General features: G+C 31.7%; 26 protein-coding genes. All 26 read right to left on the reverse strand.

Annotated elements, in window-relative coordinates:
* Positions 1-142: 142 nt before the first annotated feature.
* The 26 genes from B3040_RS11630 to B3040_RS11755 all read right to left on the reverse strand — a co-directional run bounded on the left by B3040_RS11630 (position 143) and on the right by B3040_RS11755 (position 26,539).
* Positions 143-1,150: an NAD(P)H-dependent glycerol-3-phosphate dehydrogenase gene (locus B3040_RS11630; protein WP_291573445.1), complete on the reverse strand. Its 1,008-nt coding sequence runs from the start codon at positions 1,148-1,150 to the stop codon at positions 143-145.
* 26 nt (positions 1,151-1,176) lie between these two features.
* Positions 1,177-2,493 carry a ribosome biogenesis GTPase Der gene (gene der / locus B3040_RS11635; protein ID WP_291573448.1) on the reverse strand — a complete coding sequence of 439 codons (1,317 nt, stop codon included), beginning with the start codon at positions 2,491-2,493 and terminating at the stop codon, positions 1,177-1,179.
* Position 2,494: 1 nt separating this feature from the next.
* Positions 2,495-3,829 carry a DUF512 domain-containing protein gene (locus B3040_RS11640; protein WP_291573450.1) on the reverse strand — a complete coding sequence of 445 codons (1,335 nt, stop codon included), beginning with the start codon at positions 3,827-3,829 and terminating at the stop codon, positions 2,495-2,497.
* A 321-nt stretch (positions 3,830-4,150) separates the two neighbouring features.
* A complete protein-coding gene (phoU, locus tag B3040_RS11645; protein ID WP_291573452.1) occupies positions 4,151-4,807 on the reverse strand; it encodes a phosphate signaling complex protein PhoU in 657 nt (218 codons plus the stop codon).
* A 12-nt stretch (positions 4,808-4,819) separates the two neighbouring features.
* Positions 4,820-5,569, reverse strand: coding sequence for a phosphate ABC transporter ATP-binding protein PstB (gene pstB, locus B3040_RS11650; protein ID WP_291573454.1), 750 nt, complete (start codon positions 5,567-5,569; stop codon positions 4,820-4,822).
* 67 nt (positions 5,570-5,636) lie between these two features.
* Positions 5,637-6,392 (reverse strand): phosphate ABC transporter ATP-binding protein PstB, encoded by a 756-nt coding sequence (gene pstB, locus B3040_RS11655; RefSeq protein ID WP_291573456.1) that lies wholly within the window; start codon positions 6,390-6,392, stop codon positions 5,637-5,639.
* Positions 6,393-6,409: 17 nt separating this feature from the next.
* Positions 6,410-7,294: a phosphate ABC transporter permease PstA gene (pstA, locus tag B3040_RS11660; RefSeq protein ID WP_291573458.1), complete on the reverse strand. Its 885-nt coding sequence runs from the start codon at positions 7,292-7,294 to the stop codon at positions 6,410-6,412.
* Positions 7,294-8,190, reverse strand: coding sequence for a phosphate ABC transporter permease subunit PstC (gene pstC / locus B3040_RS11665; RefSeq protein WP_291573460.1), 897 nt, complete (start codon positions 8,188-8,190; stop codon positions 7,294-7,296). Before pstC ends, pstA begins: the two co-directional genes overlap by 1 nt.
* Before the next feature lie 198 nt (positions 8,191-8,388).
* Positions 8,389-9,357 carry a PstS family phosphate ABC transporter substrate-binding protein gene (locus B3040_RS11670; RefSeq protein WP_291573463.1) on the reverse strand — a complete coding sequence of 323 codons (969 nt, stop codon included), beginning with the start codon at positions 9,355-9,357 and terminating at the stop codon, positions 8,389-8,391.
* Positions 9,358-9,687: 330 nt separating this feature from the next.
* On the reverse strand, positions 9,688-11,382 hold the full coding sequence (gene pnpS / locus B3040_RS11675) for a two-component system histidine kinase PnpS (protein ID WP_291573466.1): 1,695 nt from the start codon (positions 11,380-11,382) through the stop codon (positions 9,688-9,690).
* Positions 11,383-11,395: 13 nt separating this feature from the next.
* Positions 11,396-12,103, reverse strand: a complete 708-nt coding sequence (locus B3040_RS11680) for a response regulator transcription factor (RefSeq protein ID WP_291573468.1) — start codon at positions 12,101-12,103, stop codon at positions 11,396-11,398.
* A 14-nt stretch (positions 12,104-12,117) separates the two neighbouring features.
* Entirely contained in the window at positions 12,118-12,861 is a 744-nt protein-coding gene (gene pgeF, locus B3040_RS11685; RefSeq protein WP_291573470.1) for a peptidoglycan editing factor PgeF, read from the reverse strand.
* Between the two features lie 217 nt (positions 12,862-13,078).
* Positions 13,079-13,534: a transcriptional regulator NrdR gene (gene nrdR, locus B3040_RS11690; RefSeq protein ID WP_291573473.1), complete on the reverse strand. Its 456-nt coding sequence runs from the start codon at positions 13,532-13,534 to the stop codon at positions 13,079-13,081.
* 227 nt (positions 13,535-13,761) lie between these two features.
* Positions 13,762-14,025, reverse strand: a complete 264-nt coding sequence (locus B3040_RS11695) for a YlmC/YmxH family sporulation protein (RefSeq protein ID WP_291573475.1) — start codon at positions 14,023-14,025, stop codon at positions 13,762-13,764.
* A gap of 287 nt (positions 14,026-14,312) precedes the next feature.
* Complete coding sequence (sigG, locus tag B3040_RS11700; RefSeq protein WP_017414580.1) at positions 14,313-15,086, reverse strand: RNA polymerase sporulation sigma factor SigG; 774 nt, start codon at positions 15,084-15,086, stop codon at positions 14,313-14,315.
* A 75-nt stretch (positions 15,087-15,161) separates the two neighbouring features.
* A complete protein-coding gene (gene sigE / locus B3040_RS11705; RefSeq protein ID WP_291573651.1) occupies positions 15,162-15,878 on the reverse strand; it encodes an RNA polymerase sporulation sigma factor SigE in 717 nt (238 codons plus the stop codon).
* A gap of 44 nt (positions 15,879-15,922) precedes the next feature.
* Positions 15,923-16,723 carry a sigma-E processing peptidase SpoIIGA gene (gene spoIIGA / locus B3040_RS11710; RefSeq protein WP_291573477.1) on the reverse strand — a complete coding sequence of 267 codons (801 nt, stop codon included), beginning with the start codon at positions 16,721-16,723 and terminating at the stop codon, positions 15,923-15,925.
* A 226-nt stretch (positions 16,724-16,949) separates the two neighbouring features.
* Complete coding sequence (ftsZ, locus tag B3040_RS11715) at positions 16,950-18,050, reverse strand: cell division protein FtsZ (protein WP_291573478.1); 1,101 nt, start codon at positions 18,048-18,050, stop codon at positions 16,950-16,952.
* A gap of 15 nt (positions 18,051-18,065) precedes the next feature.
* On the reverse strand, positions 18,066-19,319 hold the full coding sequence (gene ftsA / locus B3040_RS11720; RefSeq protein ID WP_291573479.1) for a cell division protein FtsA: 1,254 nt from the start codon (positions 19,317-19,319) through the stop codon (positions 18,066-18,068).
* Positions 19,320-19,588: 269 nt separating this feature from the next.
* Positions 19,589-20,641, reverse strand: a complete 1,053-nt coding sequence (locus B3040_RS11725; protein WP_291573480.1) for a type IV pilus twitching motility protein PilT — start codon at positions 20,639-20,641, stop codon at positions 19,589-19,591.
* A gap of 13 nt (positions 20,642-20,654) precedes the next feature.
* Positions 20,655-21,428, reverse strand: coding sequence for a shikimate dehydrogenase (aroE, locus tag B3040_RS11730; RefSeq protein ID WP_291573482.1), 774 nt, complete (start codon positions 21,426-21,428; stop codon positions 20,655-20,657).
* Between the two features lie 74 nt (positions 21,429-21,502).
* Entirely contained in the window at positions 21,503-22,213 is a 711-nt protein-coding gene (gene sigK / locus B3040_RS11735; RefSeq protein ID WP_291573484.1) for an RNA polymerase sporulation sigma factor SigK, read from the reverse strand.
* 86 nt (positions 22,214-22,299) lie between these two features.
* Positions 22,300-23,979, reverse strand: a complete 1,680-nt coding sequence (locus tag B3040_RS11740; RefSeq protein ID WP_291573486.1) for a penicillin-binding transpeptidase domain-containing protein — start codon at positions 23,977-23,979, stop codon at positions 22,300-22,302.
* A 64-nt stretch (positions 23,980-24,043) separates the two neighbouring features.
* Positions 24,044-24,664, reverse strand: coding sequence for a uridine kinase (udk, locus tag B3040_RS11745; protein ID WP_291573488.1), 621 nt, complete (start codon positions 24,662-24,664; stop codon positions 24,044-24,046).
* A complete protein-coding gene (locus B3040_RS11750; RefSeq protein WP_291573490.1) occupies positions 24,664-25,890 on the reverse strand; it encodes a peptidase U32 family protein in 1,227 nt (408 codons plus the stop codon). The genes udk and B3040_RS11750 overlap by 1 nt, the downstream gene beginning before the upstream one ends.
* The gene (locus tag B3040_RS11755; RefSeq protein ID WP_291573492.1) at positions 25,856-26,539 is read right to left on the reverse strand and encodes an O-methyltransferase; all 684 of its coding nucleotides are present in this window, start codon (positions 26,537-26,539) and stop codon (positions 25,856-25,858) included. The genes B3040_RS11750 and B3040_RS11755 overlap by 35 nt, the downstream gene beginning before the upstream one ends.
* Positions 26,540-26,570 lie beyond the last annotated feature (31 nt).

The following is a 26,570-nucleotide window of genomic DNA, read 5'->3' on the forward strand; positions in this document are numbered from 1 at the left end:
GTCCACCCTCCCATAACTACATATTAACAATATATATATATTGTATAAAAAAATAAAATATTACTAATTTATAAGAAAAGACAGTAAGAAATTTTCTTTTCCTTACTGTCTATATATATTACAATATTTATATTTTTATGCCTTATACTTCAATAAAAGAGTGCTCATCCTTCATTTCTCTAGACATAAGCTCTTGTACTGCATCATGGGCATTTTTATTTAGGAATAAAACCTTATAAAGCTCATCAGTAATAGGCATACTTATTCCTTCTCTTTCTTTCAGTGCATAAAAAGCCTTTGTAGCCTCAATTCCTTCTACAACCATGCCTACTTCTTTAGAAGCCTCTTCCATGGTCTTTCCTTGTCCTATAAGAATTCCAGCTCTCCTATTTCTGCTATGCATACTAGTACAAGTAACTATTAAATCTCCCATACCGGTTAAGCCATAGAAGGTTTCTTGCCTTCCGCCAAGCTTTGTTCCTATTCTCACAATTTCGTGCATACCACGGGTCATTAGAGCTGCTTTTGCATTGTCTCCATAACCTATGCCGTCAGTTATTCCAGCGGCAAGGGCAATTATGTTTTTACATGCTCCGCCTATTTGAACCCCAATTAAATCATCATTAGTGTAAATTCTAAAGCTGCTAGTGCTAAAAATCTGCTGAATTTCCTTAGCGGCTTCCATATCTCTTGAGGAAACAGTTACTGTGGTAGGAATTCCTCTTGATACCTCTTCAGCATGACTTGGGCCTGATAAGATGACAATTGGATTACTTAAAATTTCCTCTTCCATAATTTCTGACATGGTCTTAAGGGTACCTTTTTCTATGCCCTTTGCTACAGTAACAAGGATTTGGCCCTTATTTAGTAGAGGCGCAACCTGCTTTGAAACTGTTCTAATTACTTGAGAAGGCACGGCTAAAACTATAACCTTACTGTTTTCTATAGCTTTATCCAATTCTCCATAAGCAGTTACATTACCTGGTATAGTAACACCTGGGAGAAACTTGCTATTTTCCCTTTTTATATTAATATCCTCAACACCATGCTCATCAATTGTCCAAATAGCTGTTTCAATTCCTTTTTTAGAAAGCATTACCGCTAAAGCTGTACCGAAGCTTCCTCCTCCTAAAAATGCAACCTTTAACATAACTTCCCTTCCTTCCCTATATCTTATTATTCTTTTCTTTCTCTGAAGATTAGCTTTATACCTGTTCCCTTAAAGTCAAAGCTTTCTCTAAGTTGGTTTTCTAAATATCTCTGATATGAGAAGTGTAACAAGTTTGGATCATTTACAAAGAATATAAATGTTGGTGGTTTTGTGTCTACTTGAGTAACATAAAATATTTTTAATCTCTTTAATGCTACTATTGGTGGCTCTTTCATAAGCACTGCTCTACTTATTACATCATTTAAAACTCCAGTAGCAATACGCTTATTATAGTTATTAAAGCAATCTCTTGCCATTGTAAGTACTTTGTTTACTCTTTGGCCAGTTAGTGCAGATATATAAAGGTACGGTGCATAAGGCATAAAGGATAATCCTTTGGATATTTCATTAGTAAACTTATTCATGGTCTTATCATCTTTTTCAATTAGATCCCACTTATTTACAATAATCATTATAGCTTTGCTTAACTCGTGAGCATATCCAATGATTTTCTCATCCTGATCACTTAGAGTTTCAGTGGCATCAAGCATAAGAATACACACATCAGCTCTTTCAATGGCAGCAAGAGTTCTAATTACACTATATCTTTCTATTTCTTCCTTAACTTTGCTCTTTCTTCTTAAGCCTGCTGTATCTATTAAGATAAATTTGCCCTCTTCAGTTTCTATCCTACTATCAATAGCATCTCTAGTAGTACCTGGGATATCACTTACTATATTTCTATCCTCACCTAAAATTTTATTGATTAAAGAAGATTTTCCTACGTTAGGCTTTCCAACCATAGCAATTTTAATATATTCTTCGTCCTCATCATTTTCTCCATTAGTTCCAAAATGGCTAACCACTTCATCTAGCATATCTCCAAGTCCAAGGCCCTGTGATGCTGATATAGCAATTGGAGTTCCTATTCCTAAGTTATAAAATTCAAAGGCATTATCTTCTAATTCAATTCTATCTATTTTATTAACTACTAATATAATAGGTTTTTTTGATTTTCTAAGCATTTGAGCTACTTCAAAGTCTGATGGATGAAGTCCCTGTTTTCCATCAACAATAAATACAATAACATCTGCTGTTTCAATAGCAATATTTGCTTGTCTTCTCATCTGTGCCATTATTATGTCTTCATTTTCTGGCTCAATTCCACCTGTATCAATTATAGTAAAATTATGACGAAGCCATTCAGCTTCTGCATAAATTCTGTCCCTTGTAACTCCTGGTGTATCTTCAACTATAGCAATTCTCTTTCCTGCTAGTTTATTAAAAAGTGTTGATTTACCCACATTAGGTCTTCCAACGATTGCAACTATTGGTTTTCCCATTCTAATCCTCCTCTGTGTATTGATTTATAAGGTCAATTAAGTCTTCTCCTGTATAATCACATACAATTATTTTTTTATTTAATAATCTTTCTAAGTCTGCCACTGTATAATCATCTAGTAAAATTAATTCCTCTGTACTTCCGAGCTCATATCCCCTTCTCAGCACATTGCTAGGTATAATTATATATTCTCCTAAATCCCTATTTTTTAATGCTTCAATTATATCTTTTCCTGTTAAAAGTCCTGCTACTGTAATGGTTTTTCCGAAAAATTCATTTTCAACTCTAACCACGTCCAACTGAATTTTAGGATTTACTTCTTTAATTTGCGAAGCGATTTCATATATAACTTCATAAGCAGAAGTTCCAGTTACCATTGTAAAGGATCCCTTATGATTATTCTCTAGATAGGCAAGATCATTTTCTATAGTAGATTGTAATAATCTTATCATTCCTATACCATCTTCTAATTGCTCGTAGCCCCCATAATGCTCTTCCTCAGGTATACTAACTCCTGACACTACATAAAACTCATCTGACAATCTAGCAAAAGGAGTTCCAATTTCCTTTTCATACTTATGTTGAAGCTCTGTTATAAGCTCTATTTGCTTTCTTGCAGTATCTTCATTAAACAACTGAAGTTCTGGTAAGCTTTCCCTATGCTTTGTAACTCCTAGAGGAACAATTGCTACATTTTCCACATTAGGGTAAAGCTTCTGTAGGTCCTCTACGGTTTTAACAAGTTCTTTATTATCGTTTAGCCCTGGACAACATACAATTTGAGTATTAATCTTAATCCCTGCTTCTGATAATCTTTTTAGTATTTCGTATATGTTTCCAGCAAACCTATTATTAAGCATCCTAACCCTAAGCTGCGGATTAGTAGTATGTACTGAAACATTAATAGGACTTATTCTATATTTAATTATCCTATTAATATCATCCTCACTCATATTAGTTAAAGTTAAAAAATTTCCTTGTAAGAAGGATAATCTAGAATCATCATCTTTAAAATAAAGAGTCTCCCTCATACCTGGAGGTAATTGGTCAATAAAACAAAATACACATTTATTATGACAACTTCTAGGCTTATCTAGTATGGCTTCTCTAAATATTATACCTAAATCCTCATCATAATCCTTCTCTATTTCAATCTCCCAAATCTCCCCATCTTTTTTCTCTACTTCTATAAGTAATTCTTCATCGGTAACAAGAAATTTATAATCAATTATGTCCTTCACTTCATTACTATTTATACTTATAAGTTTATCTCCGACTTCTATACCTACTTCTTCTGCTATACTATCAGGCATAACTTTAGCAATCTCATTTTTCATATTCCTATCTCCTTTATGTACGTAGAAAATCAAAATCACCAATTTTTTCACGATTATTGATTCCCTTAAGGCTTTTGGAATGAATAAATTACCTCTCATTTTAAAAGCCTATACCGCAACTATAACATCTTACTATGATTATGTCCGCTATTATGATATATTATATCAATTACTAGGAATAGTCAATGTTTAACAACTCATTCCCACGTTTATTGTTCCACCTTAACCCTGCCAGAACTCCTAAGTTTATTCTCTCTAATTTTTATCCTTTATAACCAAGTATACCCTCACAAATGGAAAAAACCTCCATAGGAGGTAAGTTTAATCGTTTAAGTCTACTTGTTTTCCAGTAATTAAATAAATTGTCCACTCACAAATATTAGTAGTATGATCTGCCATTCTCTCAAGAAACTTTGCTACGAATAAAAATCTTGTAGCCTGTTGAACGACCTTTGGATTTTCTAGCATTATTACTAAAAGTTCACTGAATACTTGCTTATAGATAGCATCTACAGAATCATCTTTTTTACAAACAACATATGCCAAATCCACATCTCTATCCATATAAGCTTGTAAACACCCATCTATCATTTCTTCTACAATAGCAGATATTCTTGGAATATCAATTAATTCCTTAATATATTTTTGCCCTTCAAGCTGCTTAGTTATTTTAGCAATATCAACTGCATGGTCTGCAATTCTTTCCAAATCAGTAACAATTTTGCTCATGGTGAAGATGCTTCTTAAGTCAATGGCTAGGGGCTGACGAGTTGCTATAAGCTTAATACACTTATCTTCAATTTCTTTTTCTAAGTTATCAACTAAATCATCCTTTTTAATTACTTCATTGGCTAGGTTTATATCTTGCGAAACTAAAGCGTTAATAGAATTGCTAATCTGAGCTTTTACTATATCCCCCATTTTTTTAAGTTCCTCATGCAAATTAACTAATTCTGTATCGAAGTTTTTTCTTGACATAGCTACACCACCTTAACTTATTCTTCCTGTAATATAATCCTGAGTTCTGTTGTCTTCTGGTCTATAGAATATTTGCTCCGTCTCTCCAAATTCAATTATTTCTCCGTTAAAGAAAAAAGCAGTATAATCTGAAATTCGGGCAGCTTGTTGCATGTTATGGGTTACAATTATTACTGTATAGTTTTCTCTTAAAGTATCCATTAATTCTTCAATTTTCAAAGTAGATATTGGGTCTAATGCTGAAGTTGGTTCATCCATGAGGATCACCTCTGGTTCAATAGCAATAGTTCTCGCAATACATAATCTCTGCTGTTGTCCTCCTGATAGGGCTAAAGCACTTTTATTTAGTCTATCCTTAACCTCATCCCAAAGTGCTACTGCTTTTAAACTACTCTCTACTATTTGGTCTAAGACCTTTTTATTTTTAACTCCATGAATTCTTGGTCCATAGGCAATATTTTCATATATGGTCATAGGAAAGGGATTTGGTTTTTGAAATACCATACCAACATGCTTTCTTAGCTCCATTACATCGTAGCCCTTATATATATCTATATCATTATATGATAAATTCCCATCAATCTTAACCCCTTCAATTAAATCATTCATTCTGTTCAAAGTTCTTAAAAAGGTTGACTTTCCACAACCTGATGGTCCTATAAGTGCTGTAACCTTATTCTTTTTTATATTTATATTTACATCTCTTAATGCTTTCACAGTACCATAGTGTAGGTTAAGATCCTTAACCTTTATTATATCCATATTAAATCCTCCAATGATACATTTTATATTTAGATTCATCTCATCAGTTATTTTGTCCTAGCATCTATTAACCAAATCTACCTGAAATATAATCCTCGGTTTTCTTACTCTTAGGGTTATAGAAAATATCCTCTGTATTATTAAACTCTATTAGCTCTCCATTCAGGAAAAAACCTGTGTAATCTGATACTCTTCCTGCCTGCTCCATATTGTGAGTTACTATAACCACTGTATAGTTTTCTTTAAGCTCATGTATTAAGTCCTCTACTTTTAAGGTTGAAATTGGATCAAGGGCAGAGGTTGGTTCATCCATCAAAATAATATCTGGCTTTGCAGCTAGAGTTCTTGCAATGCATAATCTTTGTTGCTGTCCTCCTGATAAGTCAAAAGCAGATTTGTTTAGCTTATCTTTTACCTCATCCCATAGAGCAGCTCCTCTTAAACTTTTCTCTACTAATTCATCTAGAACTTTTTTATTTTTTATTCCATATCTTTTAGGTCCATAAATTACATTTTCATATATAGACTTCGGAAATGGATTTGCCTTTTGAAAAACCATTCCAACTTTTTTTCTAAGTTCTATTAGATTTATATCTTTATCTAAAATATTCTGGTTATCAATTACTATGGTTCCTTCATATTTTGTATTATCAATAATGTCATTCATTCTATTTAAAGTTCTTAAAAATGTAGACTTCCCACAACCTGAGGGTCCAATTAAAGCTGTAACCTTTGTTGATAGTATTTCCATATTTATATTCTTTAAAGCTTGATTTTCTCCATAATAAAAATTTAAATCCTGAACTTTTATTCCTAACTCCATAATAAATTCTCCCCTTACTAATCTAGTCTCTTTTGATACTTATTTCTTAATATTATAGCTAGAGTATTAGCACCTAGTAAAAATACCAATAGTACTATTATTCCTGTTGCCGCAAGCTTCTGAAATTCTGCTTGAGGTCTAGAGGTCCAATTATATATTTGAAGTGGTAGTGCTGTATAGGCGGAAAATAAGTCTTTTGGTAAAAATGCTACATAACTAGCAGCTCCCACCATAATAAGGGGTGCTGATTCTCCAAGAGCTCTAGAAATGGAAAGAATAGTTCCTGTAAGAATTCCTGGCATAGCAAAGGGTAGAACTACTCCTGTGATACTTTGCCACTTAGAAACTCCAAGTGCATAAGATCCTTCTCTTAAGGACTTAGGTACATTTCTTATAGCTTCCTGAGAAGTAATTATAATTGTTGGTAATATCAAAAGTGCTAAGGTCAAGGCAGCTGATACAATTCCTCTTCCAAACATAAAGGTTTGAACAAATACTGCAAGACCAAGTATTCCATAAACTATAGAAGGTACTCCTGCTAAGTTAGATATGTTAAGTTCTAAAAACTCCCTAAATTTATTTTTAGTCATATACTCTTCTATATAAATCGCCGAACCAATACCCAAGGGAAATGCAATTAAAGCTGTAAGTCCAATGACATAAGCACTACCTACTATTGCTGGCAAAACTCCTGCTTTAGATGCTATACGAGAAGGTGACCCTGTTAAAAAATCTAAACTTAAGTATTTTAATCCATCCTTTAATACGGAACCTATTAATACTATAAGTATTATGATTCCAAAAGTAGTACAAAGAAAAAATGCAGTTTTAAAGATATTGTTTATCCTTTGTCTACTTTTTAAATTATCCCTTGCATTATCCTTAAATAAATTGTTACTCATTACATTTTCACCTGACCTTTTTTTACAATTCTTTTAGCTATGAGATTTAAGCCAAAGGTTATTAAAAATAATAATGCTCCTACCGCAAAGATAGTTTGATATTCTACTGATCCATGGCTAATATCTCCCATAGCCACTGATACCATATATCCAGTCATGGTTTGTATTGAATTCAATGGATTTAATGTAAGCTGTGGCTTTGCTCCTGCTGCAATTGCAACGATCATAGTTTCCCCTACTGCTCTTGATATAGCTAATATAAAAGAGGAGACAATACCAGATAATGAACCTGGAATAACAATCTTTGTTACTACTTCAAATTTCGTTGCCCCAAGTGCGTAAGCTCCATTTCTAACTGAATTAGGTATAGCACTCATAGCATCTTCACTCAAAGAAGAAACTAGAGGAATTACCATAATTCCCACTGCAATACTAGCGCTTAAAGCATTAAAAATTTGTATGTTAGGTGCAAAGTTTTTTAAAAATGGAGTTATTACTGTAAGTGCAAAGTATCCATATACTATGGATGGAATTCCTGCTAGTATTTCTAATATAGGTTTTAGTATATTTCTAACTTTTTTAGATGCATATTCACTTAAGTATATAGCTGCGCCTAATCCAACTGGAATAGCAATAACACTAGCCCCTGCTGCAATTAGCAAAGTACCATTTAGTAGTGGCAGTACTCCAAAGTTCTGTGGTTTCATAAGTGGTGACCATTTAGTGCTAGTAAAAAATTCACTAATACTAACTTGGCTAAAAAACACAATACTTTCTCTTATTAAAATAAATATTATAGTAATAGTAGTTATAATTGATAAAATTGCAAACAATGATAAAGATTTTTCAATAAAGAATTCCTTCTTGCTTCCTTTAACCTTCTTTTTAAGTTCCATAAAAATCCTCCTATATAACTAACCTGTATGCGTTTTGAACAAATTCTATATCTATATATTATTCCCTCTTTGTTAACTCTATTATGTACTATGTTAAGTGAAAGTTAAGTGGAGGTTATGATTGGAATAAACTTAATTTAAAAAGCACTGGGATTATATATCCACAGTGCCTTTTAGAGGTAAGTAATTATCTTTTTATTATTTAATTTTATTCAACTGCTCTTTGTATTCAGCTTCTGGTAATGCAACTTCACCAATCTCTGGCACTATTTCAGCTGCATTTTCTAAGTAAAATTTAACAAATTCTTTTACTTCTGGCTTTCCAAAAGACTTGTTGTTTACATATACAAAGATAGGTCTAGATAATGGCTTATAGCTACCATCTTTAATTGTATTTAGTGAAGGTTCAACAGCTCCTGTGCCAGTATCTATTTTCACTGCCTTTAATTTATCCTTATTTGCTTCGTAGTATGAGAATCCAAAGAACCCTATAGCATTCTTATCTCCACCTATCCCTTGAACTAAAGTATTGTCATCCTCACTAGGATTCACATCTGGTCTCATTGCTTTGGCTTTTTTATTTATAGCTTCTGTAAAGAATTCAAAGGTTCCAGAGTCTGGGCCTGGAGTATAAAATTTAATAGGTTCCGCTGGCCAATCTGCTCTCACATCTTTCCAAGTTTTAACAGTACTATCTGGAGCCCACATCTTTTTAAGTTCATCCACTGTTAATGTATCTACAAATTTATTTTCCTTGCTTACACAAACTGTAATTCCATCATAGGCTACTATGAACTCTGTCATCTCAACACCATTTTCTGTAGCCTTTTTCTTCTCTTCTTCCTTTACAGGTCTTGAAGCATTTTGTATATCTGTTTCTCCAACTACAAATCTTTTAAAACCTCCACCTGTTCCAGATATTGCTACTGGTATTTGAACATCAGGATACTTTTTGTTAAACTCTTCTGCCATAGCTTCTGTTATTGGTCCTACTGTGGAGGATCCATCCGCTTGTATAGTACCTGATAATTTTTGTGTTTGGGCTGCATTATTATCTGTATTATTCTTAACTTCTCCACCATCTTTGTTTCCGCACCCCGCTAGCACTCCTGTCATCATTGTAACTGCTAATGTGGCTACCATAAGTCTTAAGCTTGTCTTTTTCATTAAAAATACCCTCCATTTATATAAAATTTATTTAGTTTTATTTCTTCCTTACAATATTTATTATAGTGTTTCTTAATTAAGGCATTATTATGTATTAGTTAAGTAATCGAAAGTTCTTGTTAAGCATATTTAACAATTTATACCTTCTCAATAAGATACAAATTCTTGTAACTCCTAAACATACTAGAAATATAAAAATTCCTTGCAAGAAAAAAGAACTATAAGTATTCAGTTAATACTTATAGTTCTAATTGATTTTCTTTTAGTTAATGACTAGCTTCCTTTATTTCTACCTGGTATCAAGCTATTAAGGTTATATAAGTAATTTCATTATGCATATGGAATTTTAATAATGAACTTTGTGCCAACCCCTACCTTGCTTTCCACTGCAATATTCCCCTTAAAGCTTAATACGATATGTTTAACAATAGCTAACCCTAAGCCTGTTCCACCTTTTGCTCTAGATCTTGCTTTATCCACTCTGTAAAACCTTTCAAAGAGTCTAGGTATATATTCCCTAGGAATTCCATTTCCTGTATCTTCCACTGTAATTACACAGTACCTTTTCTCATTTCTTCTAGAAATAATCACTTTATCCCCTGATTCACAGTACTTCACGCCGTTATCCACCAGATTTATTAACATTTGCTTAAACCTATCACCATCACCAATTAAATCAGGGACATCCTCACCCTCTATAGAAAGTATAATATTCTTTTTATCTGCTGTATTTTTAATTAAGTTGTAAACATCTCCAATAGCCTTATTAACGTTTACTCTTTCTTTCTTTCCTTCCCTTTGTTGCTCAATATCTGATAGTAATAATATATCGGATATTAATCTTGTAAGTCTTTCTGCTTCGTCATTGATAATATTTAAGAATTTATCTCTCGTTTCTATATCATCTACATACCTTAGAGTTTCAGCAAAGCCTTTTATAGACGTTAATGGGGTTTTAAGTTCATGAGATACATTTGCAACAAATTCAGTTCTCATATTTTCTAGCCTTTTTACTTCCGTAATATCATGAACTACTGCTACAGCACCAATATGCTGATTTCTATTAATAATATCCGCTGTTCTTACTCTTAACTCCCTTAATTGTGGTCTAGTAATTCTTATTTCTCTAAAGTTTGTATCTCCATCTAAAAATATATTAGTCATATCAAACTCTTTGGATACTTCACAGATATTTTTTCCTACAATATCTTCTTCCATATCAAAGATATTTTTAGCATAGTTGTTAATCATAATAATTTTATTTGTATTATCAATAGCTATAACTCCACTATCCATACTTTCAAGTATAGCTGCTAATCTATTTTGTTTTTCCTTAACTTCATTTAAAGTATTTTGAAGTTTATCTGCCATATGATTAAAATTTCTTCCTAATTGCCCAAGCTCATCTTCTGAGTTAACATTTACTCTCCTATTTAATTCACCTTTTGCAATCATTGAAGTAATAAAATCTAAATCCCTAATAGGCTTAACAATAACATAGGAAAGTTTAATAGATAGCCACAGTGAAATTAAAAGTATAGCAATTATTGCAACTATGTAGTATATGATATAGGAGCTTCCTAATCTATGTACATCTTTCAAAGCTTTTGAAGTTCTAATAATACTACCATCTTCTAGTTCACTAGCATAATAAATTGTATTAGAATCAGTATCCTTACTGTATCTGATACTGTAACCTTCTCCATGGTTTCTTGCTGAAATTACTTCTTCTCTATCATTATGATTATCTAACTCATCCTCAGAAAAGTTCGTATCCAATACTACTTCTCCCTTGCTATTAATCACAGTAACTCTGACATCTGATTCTTTTAGAATTCTAGTTACATTTTCTTCTTGCTCTTTACTCTTTTCCAAAGTGTTCTTTAATAGCTCATTATAAACTTTTAAGTTTGTTTTAGCATTAGTTTCATTTTGATAGCTAAATATTCCATAGAATAATAGTGTTATAAATAAAAATATGAAAATTAATGCTCCTAATATAAAGAGCATTAACTTTCTTTTCATACTAACTTTTAACTTATTCCTCATATTCATCTCCGTAGTTAAACTTATATCCAATACCTCTTATAGTTTGAATGTAAATTGGATTTTTATCGTCCTTCTCAATCTTCTGTCTCAAGTGCCTTACATGAACATCCACAGTCCTTGTTTCTCCTACGTATTCATAGCCCCAAATTTTATCTAATAGGAAATCTCTTGTCATTACTCGTCCCTTATTCTTTATAAGTATTTCAAGAAGTTCAAATTCCTTAAGAGTAAGTTCAATTTTCTCCCCTTCTCTTTTAACTTCATGCTTTTGAAAGTCAATGGTAATGTCTCCAAACTTATAGTTACTTTCTTCATACTTAACTGTAGTTCTTCTAAGGATAGCCTTCACCCTAGCAATAAGCTCCCTTACTGAAAAAGGTTTAGTAATATAATCATCAGCTCCTAGTTCTAGACCCAAAATCTTATCTAACTCTTCACTCTTTGCAGTTATCATAATAATAGGCATATTTGAAATAGAAGCTTCTTTCCTAATTTCCTTGCATACATCCAATCCATCCATTCCAGGCAACATTAAATCTAAAAGCATCAAATCCGGTTGTTGCTCCTTTGCAATTAAAAAAGCATCTTTTCCGTTATCAGCTGTAATAACTCCATATCCATTCTTTTCAAGATTAAATTTTATAAGTTCTAAAATATGCTCTTCATCATCAACTACCAAAATCTTTTTATCTGCCATATTAATTCCTCCACTTATCTTATATACACGAAGGAATACATTCTTCCCTCTTTTTCTTCTTCTCTTCTATAGGAAAATAGCTTAAAATGTTTGCTACAAAATGTACATTCTTCTGTGCTATTAATATTTTCTTCTTTAATTCCATAGCTTAAGAGCTGAATCTTAATACAGGTCTCTAAGTCTAGTTTTCTTCCTTGATTTATTTTAAATTCTTTTGATTTTACCTTATCTTTAAATATAGGGTTGTTATGAAACTTTTGAATAAGTTCCTCACTAACCTCATAGCAACAACTTCTATTGTGTGGTCCTATATATATGCTTAAATCCTCTGGATTACATCCAAAAGCATCCTTCATTTTCTCTACTGCTTTCCCAGCAATATTAGCATAAGTTCCCTTCCAACCACTGTGGACAGCACCTATAACCTTTTTTGTTTTATCAACTATGATTACTGGAACGCAATCAGCTGTAAAAACGCCTATAGCTGTTTCTCTATTACTTGTAATTATGCCGTCACCCTCACTATTTATTATGTCAGCATTATTACTAAAAATATGAATAATATCACTATGAATTTGATTTAAATATACCACTTCTTTAACATTGAACCAACGCTTAATACTATTTAAGCTTCTCTGTCCTTCTTCTGTCCTTCTATTAAAGGTTAGCCCATTTCCTGCTGTAAAGAATACTACTTCTATATTTTCTCCACAGCTATAAGTTAAATACTCAAAGCCCTCAATACAATCTTTTTTCATAACTATCCTCCACATATTAATTTAATAATACAATAGCCTTTTTTTATAATCTACTATTTATCCTAATTTTAACCTTTATTTAACATATAGGAAACTAAAGTTAGCCCTAAAATTATATTTAGTCTTATGTTGCTCTCTTAAAGCTTAAACACTACAAATAAAGCACTCCTTTACTTTAGAAATCTATATAAAAAAACAAGTAAAATGCAAAAACATTTTACTTTTCTTTAATTAATCTTTTTATTTCTTCCATAAAACTATTAATATCATCAAATTTTCTATACACTGAGGCAAACCTTACATAAGCTACTTCATCCACACTTTTCAACATATCAAGAATCATTTCCCCAATTCCCTCTGAACTAATTTCTGTAGTCATGTTATTATTTAAGGTTTTCTCAATATTATCTACTATTGATTCAATATTACTACGAGTTACAGGTCTCTTTTCACAGGCTCTCATAATACCATTAATTATCTTATCTCTATTAAAAAGTTCCCTTGTTAAATCTCTTTTAATAACAAAAATAGATATATCTTCAACCTTTTCATAGGTTGTATATCTTCTATTACAATTCAAGCATTCTCTTCTTCTTCTAATAGCCACATTATCTTCTGTTGATCTTGAGTCAACAACCTTACTTTCTTCTCCATTACAATATGGACACTTCAATGATTTTCACGCCCTTTTTCTATTATCTAGAATGCAACAAGGCAAATAAATATGTATTTTTCTTCCCTTTTGCACTCTCCTTAACACAAGCTACTTTAAAGTACATTTAAAATATAACTCCAATATCATAACTTATATAATTTTATTATACACATATTTTATAACATTAGTATATAAGTAACTAAAATTAAAATCAATACTTCCTAATGTAGCTACACCTTTCTCTATTAATGCTGTTGAAACTCTACAATGCCATCACCATCAATTAATATAACATCTACTCCAATTTTTTTTATTTTTTCCCAAGGTATTTCTGTATCTTGACTCTTCCCAAACCACCCTGCTTTTTCTGCAGGTATAATTATTGATTCTATTTTATGGCTCTCACAATTTATCTTAAAATCTTTAATATATCCAAGCTTACTCCCCGTGTTGATATCGATTATTTCCATCACTTTTAAACTATTAATTGCAAACATTGTACTCTCCATTTTTATCCCCTCACTTAAAATAATAAAATATTAATTCTTATAGCCCAAAAGCTAATATAGCATAGATTTAACTTTTTCCTTTAGCCTCTTTAAAATACCTAAATTAATCATCACTTGAAAATTCATAAAAACTTATAACAATCTATTCAACTTATATGCTATTACTTAAAATTGTAGAACTTAAAGTTTTTCTTAGTTAGAATAAAGCCTTGTATTCAAATAGCTTTTTAAAGTGATTTCCTTAATTCCTATTTACTACACCAAAAGAAAAAGAGCCCATAGGCTCTTTAAACATACTTTCTCATATGTTTTAATGCTGTTTTTTCTAATCTTGAAACTTGTGCTTGAGATATTCCAATTTCATCTGCTACTTCCATTTGAGTTCTTCCATCAAAGAATCTTAAGTTTAATATAAGTTTCTCTCTATCACTTAACTTCTTCATTGCTTCTTTAATAGATATATTTTCAAGCCAACTATCATCTAAATTTTTATTATCACTTATTTGATCCATAACATAAATTGCATCTCCACCATCATGATAGATAGGTTCAAATAAAGATACTGGATCTTGGATTGCATCTAAAGCAAATACTACTTCCTCACGAGATATTTGAAGTTCATTAGCAATTTGTGAAACAGTGGGTTCCTTGTTATCCTTATTTACTAATCTATCTCTTACTTGTAATGCCTTATATGCAATATCCCTCAAAGATCTACTAACTCTAATTGAGTTATTATCTCTTAAGTATCTTCTTATTTCTCCTATAATCATCGGTACCGCATAAGTGGAAAACTTAACATTCTGACCTAAGTCAAAGTTATCAATGGCCTTAATGAGCCCAATACAACCAACTTGAAATAAGTCATCTACGTTTTCTCCTCTATTATTGAATCTTTGAATTACACTCAATACTAGTCTAAGATTACCCCTTATGAATTGTTCCCTACAGGTATAATCCCCTTCTTTCATTTTAAGTAGCAGCTCTCTCATTTCTTTTTCTTTTAAAACTGGTAGCTTAGATGTATTTACACCACAGATTTCTACTTTGTTGATCATCATAAGGTCTTCATTCCCTTCAGAGTAATTGCATTTAAATTATCTCCTGATGTAAAAACTTTTATACTAAAGACAACCTTATAACATTTTATTAATTTCTTTCTTTAATCTTTTTATTATTCTTTTTTCTAGTCTTGAAATGTAGGATTGAGATATACCAAGCATATCCGCCACTTCCTTTTGAGTTTTTTCTTGGAATCCATTTAACCCAAATCTAAGCTCTACTATTTCTTTTTCTCTGTGATTTAATTTCCCCATAGCAATTACTAGTAACTGCTTATCCACCTCATCTTCTATAAAGTTATATACAACATCACTATCAGTTCCTAATATATCTGATAATAATAACTCATTCCCATCCCAATCTATGTTTAAGGGTTCATAAAAGGAGATTTCTGTCTTAGTTTTACTATTTCTTCTTAAATACATTAAAATTTCATTCTCGATACACCTAGAAGCATAGGTGGCAAGCTTTATCTTCTTTTCAGGATCAAAGGTATTTACTGCCTTAATAAGTCCTATTGTTCCCACTGAAATCAAATCTTCAACATTCACCCCTGTATTCTCAAACTTACGAGCAATATAAACAACTAATCTTAAGTTTCGTTCAATTAATGTTGCTCTAATGCTCTCATCACCAGACACTAAATCTTGTACTAATTTATCCTCTTCTTCCTTTGATAGCGGTGGGGGTAACGCATCATTTCCACCAATATAATAAACATGCCCAGCAAATGCTTTAAACTTGCTTATAAATCTACTTATATAACTTGGAATAGCTTTTAATAAACTCATTATTTTTTCTCTTATCTTATTCATCATAATCACAATCCCCCACTTTATAAAATTCCTCTTGGTAAGAGTCCGTTATAATCATTATATTTACTTAATTTTTTATCACAAAATGCTACTATTGCCTTTTCCTCTCGGGTTTCGTCATCCATAGTTATTTTAATGCTATCTGGTTTTATGCCTATTAATTTTCCATGTTGTCCATTCACCACTGAATATGGAATGTGGTATATAGAATACCCCTCTAAATTTATTTTATCAAAATATTCTTTTTCAATAATTATTACTGGTAGGTTGGTTGCTGGCTCCCTTAATTCATTGCCTGTATCTAAAAAAGCCTTTAAGGAAGTCTTTACTTCCTTAGTATAAATTTCAATGTTGTAAACAAACTTATCTAGCTTCCTACGATCTTTAACATAAATCACTAATCTGCTTATAACCGTATAAATTATCATAATTCCTATGTAAATATTTTTTGATGAAAAGTTAATCACCCTTGTGTTTGGAGTAATATTAGGATTTTCACTTAGTGCACTGTAGAAGGCTAGTCCAGCCAATAAAAAGGAGTAAAAATAGAATATTATTGTAGATTTAGCTATAAATAGTAGATTTTTCTCCTTCACTGCAATAAATATCATTAATAGTGCCATAAAAATTTGAAAAGGTATCTTAGCTAAGTACTGGTATCTAGGTACTAACATAGGAATCACATAAAGACTTCCTATAAAAGCTGCGGTAATCACCCTAAACATACTTGTTTTTCTTTTAATAGTTTGTAGAGTTACTGTAATGAGGAAAACATTCACAATAAAATTTTGAAACAATAGCACATCCAGATATATAACCATGCTTACTCCTCCTTTACTCTATTATAACTTGTAATAACTGTAAAATTTGTAAAATTCTAATCCTAAAATTGATTTTATTCATTAAATTTTACGTCATTTTACGATTAATTTTTCAAAAAATAAAAAAACAGTTGTAAATTTTATTTAATTTACAACTGTTTTTAGTATTAAAGTTTATTAAAAGTCATAGAAGCATTTAATTAAGTTTTATACACCCTTAATTAAATTATCTCATATTTTTTCTAAGCCATGTTGGTACAGAAAAATCTTCTTCTTGTGACTTAGGTTGTTCTGGTTCCTTAGTTGCAGCTACCTCACTATGAGTAACTTCTTTTTTTGGTAATTCAATTTTACTTGTAGGTTGAATTACTTTATCACACTCAAAACCAGTAGCTATTACAGTAATTCTGATTTCATCTTTAAGATTTTCATCAATAACTGCACCAAAAATTATATTTGCATCTGGATCTGCTGCTTCTTGAACAATTTGTGCCGCTTCACTGATTTCAAGCAATGACAAATCAGCTCCTCCAGTTACATTTAGTAGTACTCCCGTAGCACCAATAATTGAAGTTTCAAGTAATGGGCTTGAAATTGCTTGTTTGGCAGCTTCTTGTGCTCTATTGTCACCTTTTCCAGAACCTACACCCATATGAGCAAGTCCTTTATCTAACATAATTGTACTTATATCAGCAAAATCAAGGTTAATTAATCCTGGAATAGTTATAAGGTCTGATATACCCTGAACACCTTGTCTTAAAACATCATCAGCTTTTTTGAAAGATTCAACTAAAGTTGTTTTCTTATCAACTAAATTTAATAATCTTTCATTTGGTATTGTTACTAGTGTATCTACTGATTCCTTTAGAGATTTAATTCCTGACTCTGCATGAATCATTCTCTTTCTTCCTTCAAATGGAAAAGGCTTAGTTACAACCCCTACTGTCAATATTCCCATTGACTTAGCTATCTCAGCAACTACTGGAGCTGCTCCTGTACCAGTACCACCACCCATACCAGCAGTGATGAATACCATGTCTGCACCCTTTAAAGCTTGAACAATTTCTTCCTTACTCTCTTCTGCTGCTTTTCTTCCAATCTCAGGATTAGCTCCGGCACCTAAGCCCCTAGTAAGCTTATCTCCTAATTGAATTTTTAATTCAGCTTTAGATAAAGCTAATGCTTGTTTATCCGTATTTATACCAATAAACTCAACATTCTTTAAGCCTTCTTCAATCATTCTATTTACAGCGTTGTTACCACCGCCACCACATCCAATAACTTTAATTTTACATAAGTCCTTGTCTTGTACATCAAAATCAATCACAGTACTACCTCCTCATTAGAAAAATTCTGCCAAAAATTCTTTTATTTTACTTGAAAATGTAACTTTTTCCTTCGATTCATCTCTCTTATTAACTTCTAAATTACTAAACTCTTCTGTACCTTTTGATAACTCATTACTTATTTTATTTCTTAAAACTATTTCCTTAATTATTCCTACGGCAGTAGAATAAATAGGATTTGCAGCCCCTACATAAGAAGGCGACCCCACTCTTGTTGGCTTATTAAAAACTTCTGTAGCAACTACTGTTATGTCTCTGAATAAAGATACTCCGCCTCCTACAATTACAAAGGAGTTTATATCTTTATAGTTGCCATCTTCTATAAGTTTCTTCTTTATGATATTTAATAATTCTTTTACTCTCTCGCCTATAATCTCAACTAAAGTATCATAATTAATATCTATAGACCCATTACCAGTTATAGAGTTAACCTTAACTCTATAATTTTGTAAAGTTTTGTCCTTTATTAAATTACTACACTTTATTTTTAAGTTTTCCGCATCTTCATGAGGTACCTTAAGACAAATAGAGATATCATTAGTTATGGTTTCTCCGCCTAAGCCTACAGAAAATACATTCAAAATCCTATTATTTCTATACACTGAAGTTTCAATTACCTCTGCACCTATATCAATAAGTGCAACTCCGTTATCAATCTCATCATCTTCAATAATATCTTTATATATACCTAATGAATTAACTACAATACCATTAACTCCAATTCCTGCTCTGCTTAAAGCTTTTTTGTATCCCTCTAGCATAGCTGATGGAGCTGTTACCACTTGAGCTTCTACTGCAAGTTCCTCCCCTGTCATACCAACGGGGTTACCTATGTTGCTCATTTCATCTACAGTAAACATCTCAGGTTCCACAGCAACTACTTCTGTGCCTTTTTCCATTGGTACATGTTTTACGGCTTCTAACACATTTCTTAAATCTGAAATTTTAATTTCTTTACTTGGTGAAGATACAGAAACAGCTCTTCTATTTTTTGTTAACTCACACAGTGATATTGGTATAGACAAATAAGCCTCTTTAACAGGCATATTTACTATATTTTCTAATGCTTTAACGACACTAGTAACTGCATAAGATATTGAATTTATGTCCACTACCATACCGTTCCTAATACCACTACATTTAGAAGTAGTAATGCCTAAAACTTGAATTCTGTTATCATTATCTATCTTTCCAACAACACCACATACCTTAGATGAGCTAATATCTATTCCAACAATATGGTTACTCATTTAAACTGTTCCTCCTTTGATAGAAGTCTCAAAGGAATATATTCAACATAAACATCAAATTTCCTCCAAAAAATCATAATTTTAAAAGAAAAATTTATAAAATATTATGATATCTTTGATTATGTAATGCTAACTTTGTGTTTATCCTCAATCTTAGTATAAAACCTTGATAAATAAAATGCAATAATAAATGCCTTTTGCGGGCATATTTTTACACTTATGTACAGTTATACCTAAAAAAGGTGCAAAACCAATGCACCTTTTTATAATTACATCAACATCATTCTGCTTAAAATTTCCTTATCTACAGCATATGTCATTGCAACATCTTTTGAAATCTCTCTATTGCTGTATAGTTCTGAAATAGCCATATCCATGGTTTTCATTCCATACTTGCCTCCTGTTTGCACGGCTGACTCAATTTGATGAGTTTTTCCCTCTCTTATAAGATTTTGAATAGCAGGTGTTATAGTCATGATCTCTAAAGCTGCTACTCTCCCATTTTCATCAATTTTAGGAAGTAATTGTTGTGAAACAATTCCTTGAAGAACTGCTGCCAACTGTATTTTAATTTGTTGCTGCTGGAAAGGTGGAAAAACATCAACTATTCTATCAATAGTTTTTGCAGCACCTATAGTATGTAAAGTAGATAAAACTAAGTGTCCTGTTTCAGCTGCTGTAATAGCTATTGAAATGGTTTCTAAGTCTCTCATCTCTCCTACTAGGATAACATCTGGGTCTTCTCTTAATATTGCTCTTAACGCATTTTGGTAAGTTTTGCTATCCCTCCCTATTTCTCTTTGATTAACAATAGACTTGTTATGTTTATGTAAATATTCAATAGGATCTTCTAGGGTAATAATATGTGAGCTCCTATTGCTATTTATTTCATTAATCATAGCAGCTAATGTAGTACTTTTTCCGCTACCTGTAGGTCCTGTAATAAGAACTAAACCTCTTTGTCTTTCAGTGAGTTCCTTAACTGAGGATGGGAATTTTAATTCTTTTAATGTTGGAATTTTTAAAGCCACCACCCTAAGTGCTATGGCATCTCCCCCTCTTTGCTTATATACATTTACTCTAAATCTTCCCAGACCAGAAATAGAGTAAGATGTATCTATCTCACCCATAGTGTTATATGCCTCGTAATCCTTACCTAAAATTTCCTTTGCATAGTTAGCAGTATGGGCTGGCAAAAGCTTGTCATTATTGATTGGAACTAAATGACCGTTAATTCTCAAAGTAGGAGGTGCTCCCACAGTTAAATGCAAATCTGATGCATTTTTATTCATGGTTACTTCTAGTAATTCGTGTAATAACATATTAAAATCTCCTTTATAAATCCTCACCATTGTTTTCGTTCCAAATTTCTATAGCTTTATATGCTTGATTAAAAAGCATTTTTTTTCCATTCATTATTCTACAGCCAAACTCTTCTCCTTTTTTTAAAAACAATGACTTTTCTGGTACATAATTAAGGTCATAAAACAAAGTATCTTCACTTGCAGCTATAATAGTAATAGGATTTACATTTGAATGATTTGCTCCACCAAGAGGGGTGCAATTAACTACTATGTGATAATCTTCTAAAGAAAAGCTCTTATTAAAGTTCCACACCCTTGTTATTATGCTACTGTGTTCCACTAAAGTTTCTTCTCTTCTAGCTACCACCTCAATGGTTTTAGCTCCATTATCATGAAGTGCATATAAAACTGCCTTCGCTGCCCCTCCACTACCTATAACCAGAGCCTTACATCCCTTAATGTTAAATTTAATGTCTTCAAGAGTTTTAATGAAGCCATAATAATCTGTGTTGTATCCCATTAACTTCCCCTTGTTTACAGTTACTGTATTAACTGCCCCTATATATTTTGCTGGATATACAACTTCATCTAAGAAACTAATTATATATTCTTTATAGGGAATGGTAACATTAAATCCAATTATCTTATTTTTCTCCATACCACTAAGAAAGTGCTCAATGGCACCCTTTTCTATATCGAAAATTTTATATTCTAACCCTATGTTATTCTCCCTGTAATATTGGTTATGAATAAGAGGTGACATAGAATATTTTATGGATCTTCCAAGTAATCCACTATATCTCACTACATCACCTCCTTTAATCCTTACTATTAAATTATTAACTATTTCCCCACTACTTGTAAAGAGCCAATTAAAGTTTAATAAGGAAAATTCCCACAACTTCCCAATTCCTTGAAAAGTTTTTTCAAAGCTCTTTTTTCAATTCTTGATACATAGGATCTTGATATACCAAGTATTTTAGCAATTTCTCTCTGAGTTCTTGCATTGCCATCAAGTAGCCCATACCTCATTTCAATAATAACTTTTTCCCGTTCTTGCAGCACTGTATTTATTTTCCCGTAGAGCTTCTTAACTTGGATTTTATTTTCCACTATCTCTACAACGGAATCCTTATCGCTACTTAAAATATCCATAAGAGATATTTCATTACCTTCTTTATCCACTCCAATAGGATCTTGTAGGTATACCTCACCCTTAGTTTTTTTGTTATTTCTGATTAACATCAATATCTCATTTTCTATGCATCTTGCTGCATAAGTCGCAAGTCGAGTACCTTTAGAACAATCAAAGGAATCAATTGCCTTAATTAAACCTACAGTGCCAATGGAAATTAAGTCATCAACTTCCTTACCTGGGAAAGAATATTTTTTTACAATATGTGCTACTAATCTTAAGTTCCTTTCTACTAGTGTATTCTTTGCGTGTAAGTCTCCATCCTTAAACTTGTTTAAGTATAATTTTTCCTCTTCCTCCGTCAATGGTTGTGGAAATGAACTGTTGCCAGATACATACCCTGTTAGTAAAGTGAATTGTCCAATCACATTTAATAACCAACTCAAGAAAACCATAGATGCTCCCCCTAAAAGTGCTTATTAATATAGTATGATTGGAAAATAAAAAAGTGCATGTACACTTAATTATTTATTTGAAATTATTATTTTAGATATTTATTTTCTACTATTCCTTCCACAATATCTTTAAACACATAGGAGGCGGTTCCTCCACCTGCATCATTGCCCAGTATTTGTGGAACAAATACTACCATGGAATAATACTTGTTGTTGTATTTAAAAAATCCAACAAACCATCCATCAGAACATTCTATATTCTGATTATCTTTATCCTTTACAAAGTATTCTGTAGTTCCTGTTTTGCCCCCTACTTCCATTCCTGGAATCATTGCTTTTTTTCCTGTACCTAAATCATTATTTACTACTTCTATCATGCTATTTTTCAAAGTTTGTGCCGTATTTTTATTAATTACTCTCTCACTTTCTGTATTATACTTCTTAACTACAGTTCCATCTTCCTTTATAAGGCTATCAATAATTATTGGTTTTACATATACCCCATTGTTAACAACGGTATTTGGAATAGTTAATGCAGCAAGAGGGGTAGCTCTCACAGTCTGTCCAATGGATGTATTTGTTATAATTTCCTCTGAGTTTTTAGACGGATATCCCTCTATTTCCCCTACTTTTTCATCCTGTAAGTTTAGTATATTTGAAAACAATCTTTGCTTCTTAGAATAATTATATAAATTTTCAATCCCTACTCTCCATCCAATTTGAGCAAAGGTATTATTTGAGGAACTAATAAATGCTTCCTTCATATTATAACTATATTTCTTTTCCTTACTTTTAGGAAATAAACCATTTATTAAATTAAAGGTCTCCTTAGTTCCCACTATTTCTTCATCAAGAGCAGCTTCATATACAATAGTTTTAAAGATTGAACCTACATAAAATCCATTTTCGCTTGGAGTTCCTATATTCACATTATTGCCATAATCATCTTTAAGTGCCATAGATAATATTTTCCCACTGTCAGCCTCCATCATCACTACGCCAATTTGTCCATAGCTTTTATATTTATCATCCCTGAGCACTTTTTCTGATAGCTCCTGAACATTTTTATCTAAGGTCAATTTTACGTTCACGTTACCCTTATTTTCTACTATCCTTTCATCAATTATATTTCCACTAACATCTTTTTCAAATCTAATCTTAGTATATTTATTATCTTTAACATATTCATATACTTCTCTCTCAAGAGTTCCTTCATCTTTTAATTTAGTACTATCTGAAACTTTTGTCCCTCGAGTTATCACATTTCTTATATTTGAATTAATCTGAGTTTCTGTTTCATTAGTCTCGTACACATAAAAACCCTTTACAGTTTTCACGTCTTTTAGTTTTTCATAAGTGGTCTTATCTATATCATAATATTGCTTACCCTGATTTGAGTATTTTATCAGGGTCAAATCATAATCCTTATTATAATTTCGAAGGGTATAAGTTAAGGATTGAATTTCTGCTAAGTTTTCCTTGCTATTCATGGTAATAAAATTGTTTATATCTATTACAGCATAATATTTTTTTTCGTAGTTAAACAACTCTTCACTTTCTCTATCCAGTAGCTTATAAGGCATATTTTTTATATTTTCTTCATAGTAGTATTGCCTATTGGCCATAGTCTGAAGACTACTATTATCAAATAACTGAATATAGGCAAGCCTTAAACTTAAAACTATAAATAAAACTATCATAATGCTTGTCAAAGCATAGGTTCTACCTAATATTTTTTGTTTATTACCTCTAATATTAAAGCTCATAAAAACACCTCACTCTAGTGTAATCATTGACTAAAGTGAGGTATTATATTCCAATATATTTATATTAGTTTTGAAGTATTTGTCTAATGTTTGCTGTTATAATATCAATAGCAACTTTATTATGTCCACCTTCAGGTATAATAATATCTGCATATCTTTTTGTGTTTTCAGTAAATTGTTCATGCATTTGCTTAACCACAGTTAAATATTGAGTTATAACTGAATCAATAGTTCTTCCTCTTTCATTAATATCTCTAACCAACCTTCTAATGAACCTTACATCTGCATCAGTATCTACATAAATTTTAATATCAAGCATATCTCTTAATTCTTTTTCTTGAAGAACTAAAATTCCCTCTACAATAATTATATCTCTTGACTCCACAGGAATTGTTTCAACTTTTCTATTGTGAATTTCAAAGTCATAAATTGGCTTATGTATAGATTTACCGTGAATTAGGTCATTTAATTGCTTTACAAGAAGCTGAGTGTCAAAAGCATCTGGATGGTCATAATTTGTTTTTGTTCTTTCTTCAGGGGTTAAATAACTTTGATCCTTATAATAAGAATCTTGCTCAATCATAGCAATACATTCTTCAGTAAAACTCTTGTATATTTCTCTGGCAATGGTGCTTTTTCCCGAACCAGTACCACCTGTAATTCCTATTAAAACTGGGCGTTTCATTACTTATCCTCCTTGGATTTAATTACAATATCATTTTCCTGCAACTCTTCTTCTATAGTTACAGTAAATAACATTTGGGCACTTGGTGCAGAATCTATTTTATTTCCTTTGGAATCTTTCATATCTTTCAATACTACTTGTAAGTTATCTCCTACTGGTCGTAGTACTTCAACACTATCTCCGTCAAAGACTTTATTTCTCTGTTCAATAGTTGCAGTATTAGTAGCAGAATCAAAATTCTTTACCACTCCAACTATGTCATATTTTCTTATATAAGCAGAAGATTCATGAATTTGTTTATTAGGATCATTAAAGTAAAAACCTGTATAGTACTTTCTATGGCTTGGCTTATCTAAATCTTCTAACCACTTTTCTTTAAACTTATATTCTGAAGGATTTTTCATATACTCATCAATAGCTTCTCTGTAAGCTTTAGATACTGTTGCTACATAATATGAACTCTTCATTCTTCCTTCTATTTTAAAGGAAACCACACCTGTACTCATTAGTTCAGGAATATGTTCTATCATACACAAATCCTTAGAGTTCATTATATATGTACCTTTTTCATCTTCAATTATAGGATAGTACTCCCCTTCACGCTTTTCTTCAACTAAATGATATTTATATCTGCAAGGTTGAGCGCACTCACCTCTATTTGCATCTCTTCCAGTCATATAGTTTGAAAGAAGGCAACGGCCTGAATAAGACATACACATAGAACCGTGGATAAATACCTCAAGTTCTAAAGTCTCAGGTGTTTTTTCCCTAATTTCCTTTATTTCCTCTAAGGATAATTCCCTTGCTAAAACAATTCTTTTTACACCCATCTTATGCCAGAAGGTACAAGATTTCCAGTTTACGTTATTAGATTGAGTACTTAAATGCAATTCAAGATTAGGAACTACCTCTTTAGCAGTCATTATTATTCCTGGATCAGAAACTATAATTGCATCTGCTCCAATCTCATAAAGATCCACAAGATATTCCTCTAATCCCTCTAAATCTTCGTTATGCGGGAAAACATTTAAAGTAACATAAACCTTTTTCCCTCTTGAATGAGCAAACTCAATCCCTTCCTTAAGCTCTTCATTAGTAAAATTATTTGCAAAAGCTCTTAAGTTTAACTTATTTCCACCTAAATAAACAGCATCAGCTCCAAAGTTTATAGCAGCCTTAAGTTTTTCTAAATTACCTGCTGGTGCTAACAATTCTGGTTTTATCATCATGGTCCCTCCTTACTGTTAATGCAATACCATCTCCCATAGGCAATATGGTAGTTACTAAGTTTTCATCCTTAGATACTAAATCTAAATAATTTTTCATTCTTTTAACTATAGTAATTTTTCTTCTTTTTACTAACTCTTTAGATGCTACCATTCCCCTAAATAATACATTATCAGCAACAATAACTCCATCAGGGCTTAAAAGTCTTAGGCAGTGCGGCAAAAAGTGATTGTAATGTCCCTTACCTGCATCCATAAATATCATATCATAGCTGCCTTCTAATCCTTCTAGAATTTCCAGACAATCACCTTGAAGAATTTCAATATTGCTATTCAAGTTGTATTTTTCTAAGTTCATCTTAGCAATTTCTATAATTTTTTCATCTCTCTCAATGGTAGTAATTTTATTACTACCACCTGAAGACAAATTCATTAGTATGGAGGAATAGCCTATTGCCGTACCCAACTCTAAAATCTTTTTAGGCTTTTTTAGTGTAATCATAAACTGAAGAAATTTTGCTGTTTCCTTTTGCACAATTGGTACAGAATTTTCCTTAGCAAAATCCTCAAGCTCTTTCAAAATTCCTACATTATCTGGAATTAAGCTTCTTAAATAATCTTCCATATAATCATGTGTAATTCCACTCATTTATTTTCCTCCATTATAAATCAAAAAAATT

It is taken from the genome of Clostridium sp. UBA4548, from assembly GCF_002387895.1.
Taxonomy (GTDB): Bacteria; Bacillota; Clostridia; order Clostridiales; family Clostridiaceae; genus Clostridium_J.